A 13,461-nucleotide genomic window follows, 5' to 3' on the forward strand; every position below is an offset into this window, starting at 1 on the left:
CGGGACCGATGCGTGAACCCAGGACAGCTCCGCTGCTGCAGTTGCGCGACCTGACCATCGCCTTCGACGAGGTTACCGTGGTCGACCGCCTGTCGCTCACCGTCAACCGTGGCGAGACCCTGGCGTTGGTCGGCGAGTCCGGCTCCGGCAAGTCGGTCTCGGCACTCGGCGCCATGAACCTGCTGCCCCCCAATGCGCGCGTCGAGGGTGGACGCCGGCTGGGCGATGCCGACCTCACCACCCTGTCCGATCGGGGCTGGCGCGGGTTGCGCGGCGGGCGTGTAGGCTTTGTCTTCCAGGAACCCATGACCTCACTCAACCCGCTGCACCCCATCGGCAAGCAGATCGGCGAGACCCTGCGCCTGCATCAGGGGCTTACCGGCAAGGCCGCGCGAGCGCGGACTCGGGAGCTGCTGGAGCAGGTTCGTCTGCCTCGTGCCGAAGAATTGCTGGATGCCTGGCCGCACCAGATCTCCGGCGGCCAGCGACAGCGGGTCATGATCGCCATGGCGATTGCCAACGGCCCCGAATTGCTGATCGCCGACGAGCCCACCACCGCCCTGGATGTCACCGTGCAGCAGGAGATCCTCGCCCTGCTCGCCGAACTGCGCGATCGCCACGGCATGGGCATGCTCTTCATCACCCACGACCTCAACCTGGTGCGCCGCCATGCCGACCGCATCTGCGTGCTGCATGACGGCCACGAGCAGGAAACCGGTCCAGTGGCCGAGGTCTTCACCCGCCCCCGCAGCGACTACACTCGGCAGCTGCTGAAGGCCGAACCCACGGGACGCCCGGCCCCCGTTGCACGGGTGGCTCCCCTGTTGACTGCCCGGGGGGTCGGGGTCCGCTTCCTGCGCCCGACGCGACTGTTCGCCCGTCGCCCGCCCCCGTTCGAGGCCGTCAAGCCGCTGGATCTCCATGTGGCACCCGGCGAGACGCTGGGCATCGTCGGAGAATCGGGCTCGGGCAAGACCACCCTCGCCCTCGCCCTGCTGCGCCTGGGCCAGGGCAGTGGCGAGATCGAATTCGACGGTACTCGCCTCGACCAGCTGACCGGCAAAGCCTTGCGCCGCCAGCGCCGCAGCCTACAGGTGGTGTTCCAGGACCCCTATGGCTCGCTCTCTCCGCGCCTGCCGGTCTTCGATATCGTCAGCGAGGGACTGCGCTTCCATCACCCGGAGCTCGCCACCGCCGAGGTCGACCGCCACGTGCGGGCCACCCTGCGCGAGGTGGGCCTGCCCGAGGAGTGCGCCTCCCGCTACCCTCACGAGTTCTCCGGCGGCCAGCGCCAGCGCATCGCCGTGGCCCGTGCGATTATCCTCGAGCCACGGCTGGTCGTGCTCGACGAGCCCACCTCGGCCCTGGATCGCACCGTACAGAAACAGCTTGTTGAACTGCTTCGCAACCTCCAGGCCCGGCGTCGACTCAGTTACCTGTTCATCAGCCATGATCTGGCGGTGGTCCGGGCCATGGCCCACCGGGTGCTGGTCCTCAAGGACGGCGAGGTGATGGAACAGGGTGACTGCCTTCAAGTCCTGGAAAATCCCGTCAGCGACTACACTCGCTCCCTGGTGGCGGCCGCCGGGCTTTCCTCGAGCGCATGAAGGGATTGCCGGGTGAGCGGTAACAGCATGGCAACGACAAAGGGGCTACGTTACGGTTTGTAGCCCGACTTTTTTGCTGCCCCCAATCTTTCGGCATCCTGGTGTGTCCGTTATTTTTGATGAAAGATAACGGTATAATAAGTGTCCGTACCACGGCTCGCGCCCTCTGTCACCGACTGTGCTCCCTTTCGGCTGCTGCGCCTCGCCGAACTGCTGGAACTCCTGCGCCGGACGCGTGCCCCTACTAGGCAGAGGCTGGAGATGCGTAACGCGCCAGCCCGCCCAGCCGGATTCAGAACATCGCCATTTCATCCTCGGTGAGTTCACGCCACTCGCCGGGTGCCAGCTCACCCAGGAAGAGCGGACCGATCGACTCGCGGTGCAAGGCCACCACGTGGTGCCCGATGGCGGCAAACATCCGCTTGACCTGATGGTACTTGCCTTCATGGAGGGTCAGCTTGGCCACATGCGGTGAGCGCATGGCCAGCTCAGCGGGACGCGTCGGCTTCTCTTCTCCGTCTAGCAACAGGCCCTCGGCGAAGCGGGTCACGGCGTCGTCCAAGGCGGCCCCCTCCAGCGGCTCGGCGAGGGTGACCTCGTACACCTTGCCCCAGCGTCGCTTCGGCGATGTCACCCGGTGGGACCACTGGCCATCGTCGGTGAGCAGCACCAGGCCAGTGGTATCGACATCCAGCCTTCCCACCGTCTGCAGACGCTCCACATGCGGCAGGTCGATCAGTTCGCGGACCAGCGGATAGAGGCCGCGACGCGCACTGCATTCGACCCCTTCGGGCTTGTGCAACAGCACGTAGCGCAGGCCGACCAGGGCCAGGGAGTGACCGTTCCAGGTGACACGACAATGCGCGTCGACCTGGGTGGCAGGATTCTTGATTATCCCGCCATCCACCCTGACCTCCTCGCGATGCAAGGCCTTCTTGGCCAGGCTGCGCGTCAGGTCGGTGGTCTCGCAGAGGAAGCGGTCCAAGCGCATCAGTAGCCCACCCCGTCGGCGAGGCCGAAGTGGTCGGCATCGCGACAAGCGGGAAACTTCTCGCGGAAGCGGCACAGTTCATCGAGGGAGAGAGTGTGGGTCTTGAGGAAGGGGATGTCGCGGGGCTCATCGATCAGCGCCTCGCCCTTGGCATCGACCAGCATGGAATCCCCCGCATAGGCGAGCCCCTTGGCATCCTCGCCGACTCGGTTGACGCCAATCACCGGACAGAGGTTCTCGATGGCCCGGGCCTGAAGCAGCACCCGCCAGGGGTGGCGACGCGGTGCTGGCCAATTGGCAACGCACAGCAGAGCATCATACTCGAAGTGCTCGTCGGGGCTGGGCTGCTGGCGCAGCCAGACCGGAAATCGCAGGTCGTAGCAGACGCTGAGCAGGATCCGGAACCCCTTGAGCTCGACGATCACCCGCTCATGGCCCATGGCGTAGCGTTCGTGCTCGCCGGCCATGCGAAATAGATGACGCTTGTCGTAGGTGACCAGGCTGCCGTCCGGACGCGCCCAGACCAGGCGGTTGAAGCAATCGCCATGTTCCATCACGGCCACACTGCCGGTGACCACGCAACCCCGACGAGTCGCCTGATCCCGCAACCAGGCCACGGTGCGACTCTCGGCCATGGGCTCTGCCATCTCCCGAGAGTTCATGGTGAAGCCGGTGGCGAACATCTCCGGCAACACGATCAGGTCGGTGTCATCGGTCCCCAGCTCACCCAGGGTCTCCTCAAGCATCCGACAGTTGGCGTCGGGATCTTCCCAGCGCAGGTCACACTGCACCAAGGTGGTTCTCAGTTCGCTCATGAAGGGACTCCCGTCAAGGTAATATCGCCGGTGACAGCCTACCCCAGGAGCCCCGTCGTCGTCAGCCGTCCAGCACAGCCCATGGCGACAATGCGAGTAGCCTGCTAATGTCTAGAGCGATTTCGATTCGAGGCTTTCATGTCCCGCCATACCCCCGCTGCGCCGCACCATGAAACCGGCAAGGGCGTCGCCTTCGGCCTCGCCGCCTATGTCACCTGGGGCTGCTTCCCGCTGTTCTTCGCCCTTTTCCAGGGCGTTCCCGCCTTCGAGATCCTGCTTCACCGGGTGATCTGGTCCTGCCTCTTCCTGGTCGGGCTTGTCACCCTGCTCGGCCGCTGGGCGCCAATCCGCCTGGCCATTGCCGAACCGAGGCGACTTGGCCGGGTGCTGGGTTGCGCCCTGCTCATTGCCCTGAACTGGGGGCTTTATATTTACTCGGTGGAGACCCGGCATGTTCTCCAGGCAAGTCTGGGCTACTTCATGACGCCACTGGTCAACGTGGGGCTGGGCATGCTGGTGCTGCGGGAGCGCATGGCGCGCCTGCAGGGCGTGGCCGTGGGACTCGCAGGGCTCGCCATCGCCATCCAGGTGGTGATGCTGGGCGAATTACCCTGGATCAGTCTGGCCCTGGCCTTCTCCTTCGGCACCTATGGGCTGCTGCGCAAGCAGGTGCCGCTGGACGGCCTCTCGGGGCTCTTTGTCGAGACCCTGCTGCTACTGCCCCTGGCCCTGATGGCGTTGGGCTGGCTGGCCCAGGCCGACCTCTCCCACTTTCTCGATGATGGCCGCACCACGACCCTGCTCGTGGCCAGCGGCGTGATCACCGCCCTGCCCCTGCTGGCGTTCGCCGGCGCCGCGCGCCGGCTGCGCCTGGCCACATTGGGCTTTCTGATGTATCTCAACCCGACCATCCAGTTCGTCATCGCCCTGCTGGTGTTTCAGGAGCCCCTGGCACCGGTGCAACTGGCCACCTTCGTGCTGATCTGGGCCGGGCTGGCCCTCTACTCCTGGTCAGCCTGGCAGTCACGTCCCAGGGAGACGGGCGCCGCCGCCCCCTTGTCACGTTGACTCGCGCCGAGCACGCCGGTGTGTCAAGCCGGCGGCCCGCACGCCCTGCCCCGGATCGACGCTTCCTGCGCCAGTACCGCATCTGACGATGGGGCCGGGTCCGGCAGTTGGCCGATATCTCTCACCCCAACTGGCGCAGCTCCGCTATCGGCATCTACCGCTTCAGACGCGACCTGAGCTATGGTATCAAGCCCCTGCTTCGTCCTGGCATCCCATCTGACGGGTGCCATCACCGGTGGCGTCGGGTTCGTCGCCATCGGCTTGTGTCCCTCGGGTGCCTTGGTCATGCTATGAGGAGAGGAGAAGAGGCCCATCCGCGACTTAACCCGACGCAACACCACCATCGGAAAGACAGTCCATCATCAACAGGAGGCAGCCTGATGAGCGAACAGCCGCATGAAGATCGACCCAAGGCAACCCCGGAACTTGCGGCGTTGATACATGACTTCATGGATCCCGGGAACACCACCCTCCGCCAGGTGCGAGAGCTGTTGATGGGAGATGGTCTCATGGTGTCCGATAACGGCGAGATCATGTATCAACAGGACAGGAAGTGGTTGATCAATGAAGTGGATGAGCTGATCGACCGCCATGGTCCCGATACTCCCGCGAAGGAAGTTCTTGGCGACTGACGTTCCGTTGCCCCCATGACGACCTCCCCCCTCGCCCCGGCCGCCGTAACCGGACCCGGCAGCGCAGGGCTCGGGGAACCCGATGGCCCGACGGCGAATCAGGCCTGACTGGCGGCCAGGGCCTGCTCGAGATCTGCGAGGATGTCGTCGACATGCTCGATGCCGATGGAGAGGCGCACCATGTCGGGTTTCACGCCGGCTGCCTTGAGCTCCTCGTCATTGAGCTGGCGGTGAGTGGTAGAGGCCGGAATTGACGAACAGGTCTTGGCATCGCCGATGTTGACCAGGCGCAGGATCATGCCCAGCGCATCGTAGAAGCGCGTCCCGGCCTCACGACCACCCTGGATGCCGAAACTGAGGATGCCCGAGGCACGACCGCCCATGTAGCGCTGCGCCAGGCCATGATCCTTGTGGCTTTCGAGGCCGGCATACTGCACCCAGGTCACCGCGGGGTGTCCTTCGAGGTACTCGGCCACTGTCTTGGCGTTGTCACAGACGCGCTCGATGCGCAGCGACAGGGTCTCGAGGCCCTGCATCAGGTTCCAGGCCGCCTGGGCAGAGAGCGCCGCTCCCATGTTGCGCAGCGGCACTACTCGGGCGCGGCCGATAAAGGCGGCCTCGCCCAGGTCCCGGGTGTAGCAGACGCCATGGTAGGAGACATCCGGCTCGTTAAGCAGCGGAAAGCGGTCGGGGTAATCGACCCAGGGGAAACGGCCGGAGTCGACAATCACCCCGCCCACGGTGGTGCCATGGCCGCCGATATACTTGGTGGCCGAGTGAATGACGATATCGGCGCCGTGCTCGATGGGCCGCCACAGGAAGGGGGTCGGCACGGTGTTGTCGACGATCACCGGCACCCCGTGGCGATGGGCCGCCTCGGCCAGGGCGACCATGTCCACCACGCTGCCCGAGGGATTGCCCACGCTCTCGCAGAAGACCGCCTTGGTACGCGCGTCGATCAGCGACTCGAGGCCGGCGATGTCGTCCTTGTCGGCGAAGCGCACCTCGATCCCCTGGCGCGGCAGCGTGTGGGCGAAGAGGTTGTAGGTGCCGCCATAGAGCTCGCTGATCGAGACGATGTTATCGCCGGATTCGGCGATCGTCTGGATCGAGGCGGTGATGGCGGCCATGCCCGAGGCCATGGCGAGGCCCGCGATGCCGCCCTCGAGGGCTGCGACCCGCTGCTCGAGCACTGCGCAGGTGGGGTTCATGATCCGCGAATAGATGTTGCCCTCGACCTTGAGGTCGAAGAGATCCGCGGCGTGCTGCGCGCTGTCGAAGGAGAACGAGGTGGTCTGGTGGATCGGCACGGCCACGGCATGCTGGTCGTCGGGGGCGTAGCCGTGGTGCAGGGCAAGGGTCTCGGGCTTCATGGCGGGTCCTTCTGCGTGGTGATGGGTCTGCGCTGATTCACTCGATGCTAACCAAGCCTGAACGTCGAGACCAATATCGTTTAGTCTGGTATCCATGCCCGCGGCCCCCACCGTCGCCCCTGCCACCAACCTGGCGTGTAAGGATGCTCAAGCGCTACCTCCCGATCCTCACCTGGCTGCCCCACTACACCCGCCGGCTGGCCGGCGCCGACCTGCTGGCCGGGGTGATCGTCACCGTGATGGTGATCCCCCAGTCGCTGGCCTATGCCCTGCTCGCGGGGCTTCCGGCGGTGGTGGGGCTGTATGCCAGCATCCTGCCCCTGCTGGCCTACACCCTGCTCGGCACCAGCCGCACCCTGGCCGTGGGGCCGGTCGCGATCATCGCCCTGATGACCGGCGCGGCGCTCTCGGGGGTAGCCCCCCCAGGGTCGCCGGCGTACGTCCAGGCCGCCCTCGTGCTGTCGCTGCTCTCGGGGCTGATGCTTACCGTCATGGGTCTGCTGCGGCTGGGCTTCTTCGCCAATTTCCTGAGCCACCCGGTCATCGCCGGCTTCCTCTCCGCCTCGGCGGTGCTGATCGCTGCAAGCCAGGCGGCTCACCTGCTCGGCATCTCCTCCAGCGGCTTCACCGCCCTGGCACTCCTGGCGAGCCTCGCCGCCCACCTGGACCAGGTGCACTGGCCGACCCTGGTGATCGGTCTCTCCTGCCTGGCCTTCCTGGCCGGCATGCGCCAGGTCGGCGAGCGCGCCTTCCTGGCCATGGGCCTACCCAGGGGGCTCGCCTCGCTGCTGACCCGTACCGGCCCGGTGATCGCGGTGATCGTGACGACGCTGATCAGCTGGCAGCTGCAGCTGGCCGGACACGGCGTGGCCGTGGTCGGGGACATTCCGGGCGGGCTCCCGCCGCTGACCCTGCCCGCCCTGGAGCTGCCGCTGTGGCGCGCGCTGCTGATGCCGGCCCTGCTGATCAGCGTGGTCGGCTTCGTCGAATCGATTTCCATGGCTCAGATGCTGGCCGCCAAGCGCCGTGAACGGATCTCCCCCAACCAGGAACTGGTGGGGCTGGGAGGGGCCAACGTCGTCGCCGCCTTCTCCGGCGGCATGCCGGTCACCGGGGGCCTCTCGCGGACGGTGATCAACTTCGAGTCCGGGGCGCGCACGCCCATGGCGGGCCTCTTCGCGGCGCTGGGCATCGGGGCGGTCACGCTGGCAATGACCCCGCTGCTCGAGCACCTGCCCATCGCCACCCTGGCCGCCACTATCACCGTCTCCATCCTGACACTGGTGGACATCCCCCTGCTGCGCCAGACCTGGCGTTACTCGCGCAGCGACTTCTCGGCCATGGCGGTGACCATCGCACTGACCCTGGTGGAGGGGGTCGAGGCCGGCATCATCTCGGGGGTGCTGCTCTCCATCGCGCTCTTTCTCTACCGGACCAGCCGCCCGCACAGCACACTGGTGGGACGCATCGAGGGCACCGAGCACTTTCGCAGCATGGAGCGCCACGAGACCGAGACCGTGAGCCACCTCGCCATGCTGCGCGTCGACGAGAGTCTCTACTTCGCCAATGCCCGCTATCTCGAGGACACCCTCTACGCTCTGGTGGCCAACCTCCCCGAGGTCGAGCACGTGGTGCTGATCTGCTCGGCGGTCAACCTGATCGACGCCTCGGCGCTGGAGAGCCTGGACGCCATCAACGCCCGGCTCGAGGACTCCGGGGTCACCCTGCACCTGGCCGAGGTCAAGGGACCAGTGATGGACCGCCTCAAGCACAGCGACTTCCTCGACGACCTGACCGGGCGTGTCTTCCTCAGCACCTACGCCGCCTGGATTGAGCTCAAGCGCAAGCCGGACGATGCCCATTGAAGCGCATGCCGCTCGCGTGACAGTGCGGTGCCCCTGGCCTGGCATGGCATGGCAGGTCGACACACGAAAAAGGCCCCGCTCCTGTCAGGAAGGGGGCCCGACGATGGCCGATCGCGTGTCAGGGCATGAGCACGCTGTCGATCACGTGAATGACGCCGTTGGATTGGGCCACATCCACCAGAGTGACATTGGCCGAGTTGCCGTTGGCATCCATGACGCTGAGGTTGTTGCCATTGCGCATGACGGTCAATCGCTCGCCCTGCACCGTCTGGAAACTGGCCGCACCATCACGCTCCGTGACGGCGTCATGCAGTGCCTCGCGATTCATATTGCCGGGCACCACGTGATAGGTGAGCAATTCCTGGAGCCGTGCCTGGTTTTCCGGGTTGAGCAGCATCTCGACCGTTCCGTCGGGCAGTTCAGCGAAGGCGGCATCGACCGGCGCGAACACGGTGAAAGGCCCCTCACCTTGCAGCACCTCGGCCAAGCCGGCTGCCTTCACCGCCGCGACCAGGGTTTCATGGTCATCCGAGTTCACGGCATTCTCGACAATGTTGCGCTCGGGCAACATCGATGCGCCACCGACATTGGTGGGTCCATGACCGGCATGGGCGGTGCCCAGGCCCAGGGCGGCAACACACAGACCGGCGACAATGATCTTCGTTTTCATGGCGTTCATCTCCTGACTTGCGATTTGGCGTTCCCCGATTTCCGGGGCTCGTCAATGGATACGCACTGTCCTGGAGATTGGATGCACCTCGGCGGGCACGTTGATAACGAATGCTTTACATGGGCATTGCCATCGCCAAGACTGGTCGCCACTGCCTACCTCAGCAAGGACGTGGCGCATGCCCGATGCTGCTCAACAAGACCTCAAGCGCCACCTTGCCGGCTGTGCAAAGGGCGACAAGAAGGCCCTGGAACGGCTCTATCGCGCCAGCAGTGCGCATCTCTATGCCCAGCTATTGCGTATCTTGAGAGACGAGAGCGCTGCCCAGGACTGCCTTCAACAGGTCTTCATCCGTGTCTGGGGCGCCGCCGGCCAGTACGATGCCAGCCGCGCCAAGCCCATGACCTGGTTGTCCACCCTGACACGCAACATCGGCATCGACTGGCTGCGTCGTCAGAAACCCCAGGATGCCACCGACACGGACGCGCAACTGGAGACACTGACCGGAGAGCAGGACCCCGAGGCTGACAGCATGAGCCGACAGCATGCCGATCATTTACGCGACTGCCTGGACACGCTGAGCCCTCCTCATCGACAAGCGCTCGAAATGATCTACTTCCAGGGCCTGACCCACAGCGAACTCGCCGACACCCTGACCCAACCGCTGGGTAGCGTGAAGAGTTGGATACGACGCGGACTCGAGAGGTTGAAATCATGCCTGACTGGGATTTGAGCCAGCCCGCCGAACGTCACCTGGCGGCGGGCGAATACGCCCTCGGCGCCCTGGATACCGACCAGAAGGCCAGCTTCGAAGCCTTGCTGGCCGTCAGCCATGACCTGCAGAACGATGTGGCGACCTGGCAGGAACATCTCCAGCTGTTCAATGAACGCCTCGATCCGCAAACCCCGCCCGCGGCGGTCTGGAAGCGCATCTCGGCGGCCACCGGGGCAGGCCCTTCGCCATGGTGGCATTCGCTGGCCCTTTGGCGCGGTGCCAGTATCGGCTTCGCCACCCTGGCGCTGACCCTGGGGCTGTTGTGGGTCCAGCCCATCGGCACTGACGTCACGAAGGAAAGCGCGGTATTCGTGGTTCAGGACGAATCGCGCATCCCGGGCTGGATCATCAGCGCCACTGTCGAGGGCCGACTGATCGTCCAGGCCGTGCAGCCCAGCCAGGTCGGCCGCGAACAGACCGGGGAGCTGTGGCTGATCGCCGATGGCACACCGATCTCGCTGGGGCTGCTGCCCGACAGGGGACGTCATCGCCTCACCCCCAGCCCGGCGTTGCGTGCCCAGCTGTTCAACGCCGATCTCGCCGTCACGGTCGAACCGCAGGGCGGGGCCCCCCAGGGACAACCCACCGGCCCCGTCATCGACCACGGGCGCCTGACGCCGATTCGTGGGGCCACGATGCGTTTCTGAACTTGGCCGACATCACGGAGCCGGTGATGACCCGCCGCAAAGCGCCGTGGCGACCTCGCCGGGTCAATCCGACGCAGCCGCAAGATGGCCCACAGCAACACAGCCGCCCTGCCGAAACGGAATGATGGCCGGGCCTGTCAGCCGACCTCTACCTGCTCCTTCACCTTGTCGACGATGTGGCGTCCGATGGGCAGGGCCGAGGTGGCTGCCGGTGATGGCGCGTTGCAGACGTTGACGGTGCGCCGCGTGTTGACGAACAGGAAGTCATCGATCAGCCGTCCGTCGCGGGAGACCGCCTGGGCACGCACGCCGGCAGGCCAGGGCTGGAGGTCATCGAGGGTCAGCTCGGGACAGTAGCGGCGCACCAGCGACAGGTAGCGGCGACGGGAGAAGGAGTTGCGCAGCTCCGCCAGCCCGGGGCGCACATTGCGGGAGAGCATTCGCCACACTCCCGGATGGCTAAAGAGCCGCGCCATGTCCGGCAACGAGATATCCGACTTGCGATACCCCTCGCGTGCGAGCGCCAGCACGGCATTCGGTCCAAGGGTCACGCCGCCACCGATCAGCGGCGTCAGGTGCACGCCGAGGAAGGGCATCGCCGGGTCCGGGATGGGGTAGACCAGGTGGTCGACGATCCCGTCACGCGCCTCGGGCAGGCGGAAATACTCACCGCGAAAGGGACAGATGATGAAGCCGGGATCACGCCCCAGCATCCTCACGATGCGGTCGGCCATCAGCCCCGCGCAGGAAACCAGGTAGCGGCTGGAGAACTCGTCATTGCGGGTCCTGACCACCACCTCACCGGGGCGCTCGTCGATCTCGATCACCTCCTGATCGAAGCGGACCTGCCCGCCACGTTGCTCGAACGCCTCGGCCATGGCCCGGGTGACCCGGGCATAATCGACGATGCCGCTGGAGGGAACGAAGAGGGCCCCGACCCCGTTGATCGCCGGTTCACGCTCGGCAAGCGCCTCGGCGGAGAGCCACTCGCGAGCGAGGCCGTTGGCGCCGGTACGCTCCCAGAGCCCGTGCATGCGCTGAAGCTCGAGGTCGTTGGTAGCCACCAGCAGCTTGCCGCAGATTCGGGTCTCGATGCCATGGGCCGCGCAGAATTCCAGGGTGGCCCGATTGCCCTCGCGACAGAAGCGCGCCTTGAGGCTGCCGGGAGCGTAGTAGACCCCGGCATGGATCACCCCGCTATTGCGGCCGCTCTGGTGGCGGGCCGGGCCTGAGGCCTTCTCCAGCAGCTGGATGCGACGATCGGGAAAGATCTCGCTCAGCTGCATGGCGGTGGACATGCCGAGGATACCCCCGCCGATGATGATGAAGTCGTACACGGCTCACCTCAGGATGACAGGCGTGTGGCCGCAGAATATCCATCATCCCGGCCAGTTTCCATTTTTCGATACGACACGGCACGATTCACCACAGTGGCGATGATTGGGTATGATGGCAGCCACATTCGGAACGACAGTACGTCATGGATACCTCCTCGAAACAGAACCTGGGCGTCAGTGCCTACCACTGGCTGAAGCGCGACATCATCCGCGGCGTCTTCACGCCTGGCGAGAAACTGCTGATGAGCGGTCTCAAGGCGCGTTACGGGCTGGGCATCGGTCCCCTGCGCGAGGCACTTTCGCAGCTGGTGGCCGAGAGCCTGGTGGTGGCCATCAGCCAGCGTGGCTATCGGGTGGCCCCCATGTCGCTGTCGGAACTCGCCGACCTCTATGACGCTCGGGCCCAGCTCGAGGGGCTGATCCTGGAGCTCGCCATCCAACGGGGGGGCGACGATTGGGAGGCCGACATGCTGGCCAAGGCCCATACACTGGCCAAGGTGACGGAGGTCAACACGTCCGAGGAGCTGCTGGATGTCTGGGACACCCGCCACAAGGCCTTCCATACGGCCATCGCCGCCGGCTGCAACTCCCCCCACCTGCTGAAGGTCCGCGATAGCCTGTTCGACCAGGTGGAGCGCTATCGCCATCTCTGGCTACGCGAGACGGTCTTCTCCGCCGACGCCCTGGAGCGCAAGCGGCGCGAACATGCCGCCCTGGTGGAGGTCATCCTCTCCCGCGACGCCCCGCGTGCCGCCGAGATGATGCGCGAGCACCTGATGACGCCAGTCCCCATCATCACCGAGGTCATGCGTCGACAGGGACTGGCTTGAGCAGCGGCCATCGCTCACCCGGCCAGCTTGAGCCCCACCAAGCCCGCCAGGATCAGCACCAGACTGGTTAGCCGCAGCGGCGAAGCGCTATCCCCGTAAAGCAGGATGCCGAGCAGCACGGTGCCCACGGCTCCGACCCCCACCCAGATCGCATAGGCCGTGCCCACCGGCAGGTCCTTCATGGCCTGGGCCAGCAGGTAGAAGCTCGCCAGCATGGCGAGCACCGTGAGAATACTGGGCAACGGCCGACTGAAGCCCTGTGAGGCCTTGAGGCCCAGCGCCCAGCCGACTTCCAGTAGTCCGGCCACGAGAAGCATGATCCAGGCCATGTTCATACATGATGTCCCCTGATCTGGCGGGGCCGTCCCCGCATGTCGAGGCGCCATCCGGGTCGTCCCGGTGGCGAAACAGGATCGGCGGCAGGTGGGACTGGCACACAAGGGACAAGGCGTGTCATCAGGCTGTCACTCCGGCGCGACAGACTCGAAGACGTGACAGCGCCGAGCCGGCCTTTTATGGTATCAGAACGAACAGGCCGCCCCGGAACGGGCCATATGGAGACCACGACATGCCCCACCTGCTGAAATTCCCCCGCGACCTGGAAGCCCGCTTGGGGCGTGCCAGCCACCATACCGGTATCACCAAAGCCGAGATGATCGAGCGCCTGGTACAGGACGGCCTGACCGACCTGGAGACCCAACTGCTGCTCGAGGATACCGCGACACCCCGGGTCGAGCGCAGCATCGACCAGCTGCTGCGCGAGAGCGGTCTGGGCGCCTGAATCGGCGTGTCAGGCAAAACCGGCGCGAAAGCCTCGATAGGCCGCCAGGGCACGTTCGGCCGAGACCGCC

At 65.7% G+C, this 13,461-nt stretch carries 14 protein-coding genes; 8 read left to right on the top strand and 6 right to left on the bottom strand.

Features of this window, described 5'->3' with window-relative positions:
• The first annotated feature begins 8 nt into the window (after positions 1-8).
• On the top strand, positions 9-1,607 hold the full coding sequence (locus RI841_RS08640) for a dipeptide ABC transporter ATP-binding protein (protein WP_310705203.1): 1,599 nt from the start codon (positions 9-11) through the stop codon (positions 1,605-1,607).
• A gap of 292 nt (positions 1,608-1,899) precedes the next feature.
• On the opposite strand, the gene RI841_RS08645 is transcribed toward RI841_RS08640, so the two are convergent.
• Both RI841_RS08645 and RI841_RS08650 read right to left on the bottom strand, forming a co-directional pair.
• Entirely contained in the window at positions 1,900-2,598 is a 699-nt protein-coding gene (locus RI841_RS08645; protein ID WP_310705190.1) for a pseudouridine synthase, read from the bottom strand.
• The gene (locus tag RI841_RS08650) at positions 2,598-3,413 is read right to left on the bottom strand and encodes an amidohydrolase (RefSeq protein WP_310705191.1); all 816 of its coding nucleotides are present in this window, start codon (positions 3,411-3,413) and stop codon (positions 2,598-2,600) included. Before RI841_RS08650 ends, RI841_RS08645 begins: the two co-directional genes overlap by 1 nt.
• Before the next feature lie 138 nt (positions 3,414-3,551).
• Here RI841_RS08650 and rarD point away from each other — a divergent pair, with 138 nt between their 5' ends.
• Positions 3,552-4,481, top strand: coding sequence for an EamA family transporter RarD (gene rarD / locus RI841_RS08655; protein WP_310705192.1), 930 nt, complete (start codon positions 3,552-3,554; stop codon positions 4,479-4,481).
• 380 nt (positions 4,482-4,861) lie between these two features.
• A complete protein-coding gene (locus tag RI841_RS08660) occupies positions 4,862-5,113 on the top strand; it encodes a hypothetical protein (protein ID WP_310705193.1) in 252 nt (83 codons plus the stop codon).
• A 98-nt stretch (positions 5,114-5,211) separates the two neighbouring features.
• Here the strand turns inward: RI841_RS08660 and RI841_RS08665 are convergent, their stop codons facing one another.
• Positions 5,212-6,486 carry an aminotransferase class I/II-fold pyridoxal phosphate-dependent enzyme gene (locus RI841_RS08665; RefSeq protein ID WP_310705194.1) on the bottom strand — a complete coding sequence of 425 codons (1,275 nt, stop codon included), beginning with the start codon at positions 6,484-6,486 and terminating at the stop codon, positions 5,212-5,214.
• 143 nt (positions 6,487-6,629) lie between these two features.
• Between RI841_RS08665 and RI841_RS08670 the strand changes: the two genes are divergently transcribed.
• Positions 6,630-8,351 (top strand): sulfate permease, encoded by a 1,722-nt coding sequence (locus RI841_RS08670; protein WP_310705195.1) that lies wholly within the window; start codon positions 6,630-6,632, stop codon positions 8,349-8,351.
• Positions 8,352-8,469: 118 nt separating this feature from the next.
• On the opposite strand, the gene RI841_RS08675 is transcribed toward RI841_RS08670, so the two are convergent.
• Positions 8,470-9,030, bottom strand: a complete 561-nt coding sequence (locus RI841_RS08675; protein ID WP_310705196.1) for a fasciclin domain-containing protein — start codon at positions 9,028-9,030, stop codon at positions 8,470-8,472.
• A 169-nt stretch (positions 9,031-9,199) separates the two neighbouring features.
• On the opposite strand from RI841_RS08675, the gene RI841_RS08680 reads away from it, so the two are divergent.
• Positions 9,200-9,754, top strand: a complete 555-nt coding sequence (locus tag RI841_RS08680; protein ID WP_310705197.1) for a sigma-70 family RNA polymerase sigma factor — start codon at positions 9,200-9,202, stop codon at positions 9,752-9,754.
• Positions 9,736-10,443 (top strand): anti-sigma factor domain-containing protein, encoded by a 708-nt coding sequence (locus RI841_RS08685; RefSeq protein WP_310705198.1) that lies wholly within the window; start codon positions 9,736-9,738, stop codon positions 10,441-10,443. The genes RI841_RS08680 and RI841_RS08685 overlap by 19 nt, the downstream gene beginning before the upstream one ends.
• Before the next feature lie 137 nt (positions 10,444-10,580).
• Here RI841_RS08685 and lhgO read toward each other — a convergent pair whose 3' ends face one another.
• Entirely contained in the window at positions 10,581-11,780 is a 1,200-nt protein-coding gene (gene lhgO, locus RI841_RS08690; protein WP_310705199.1) for an L-2-hydroxyglutarate oxidase, read from the bottom strand.
• Between the two features lie 143 nt (positions 11,781-11,923).
• On the opposite strand from lhgO, the gene csiR reads away from it, so the two are divergent.
• The gene (gene csiR / locus RI841_RS08695) at positions 11,924-12,610 is read left to right on the top strand and encodes a DNA-binding transcriptional regulator CsiR (protein ID WP_310705200.1); all 687 of its coding nucleotides are present in this window, start codon (positions 11,924-11,926) and stop codon (positions 12,608-12,610) included.
• Positions 12,611-12,624: 14 nt separating this feature from the next.
• Here the strand turns inward: csiR and sugE are convergent, their stop codons facing one another.
• Positions 12,625-12,945, bottom strand: a complete 321-nt coding sequence (gene sugE, locus RI841_RS08700) for a quaternary ammonium compound efflux SMR transporter SugE (RefSeq protein ID WP_310705201.1) — start codon at positions 12,943-12,945, stop codon at positions 12,625-12,627.
• A gap of 233 nt (positions 12,946-13,178) precedes the next feature.
• On the opposite strand from sugE, the gene RI841_RS08705 reads away from it, so the two are divergent.
• Positions 13,179-13,391, top strand: coding sequence for a hypothetical protein (locus RI841_RS08705; protein ID WP_310705202.1), 213 nt, complete (start codon positions 13,179-13,181; stop codon positions 13,389-13,391).
• Positions 13,392-13,461: the final 70 nt, after the last annotated feature.

Source organism: Halomonas sp. (assembly GCF_031581305.1).
Classification (GTDB): domain Bacteria; phylum Pseudomonadota; class Gammaproteobacteria; order Pseudomonadales; family Halomonadaceae; genus Halomonas.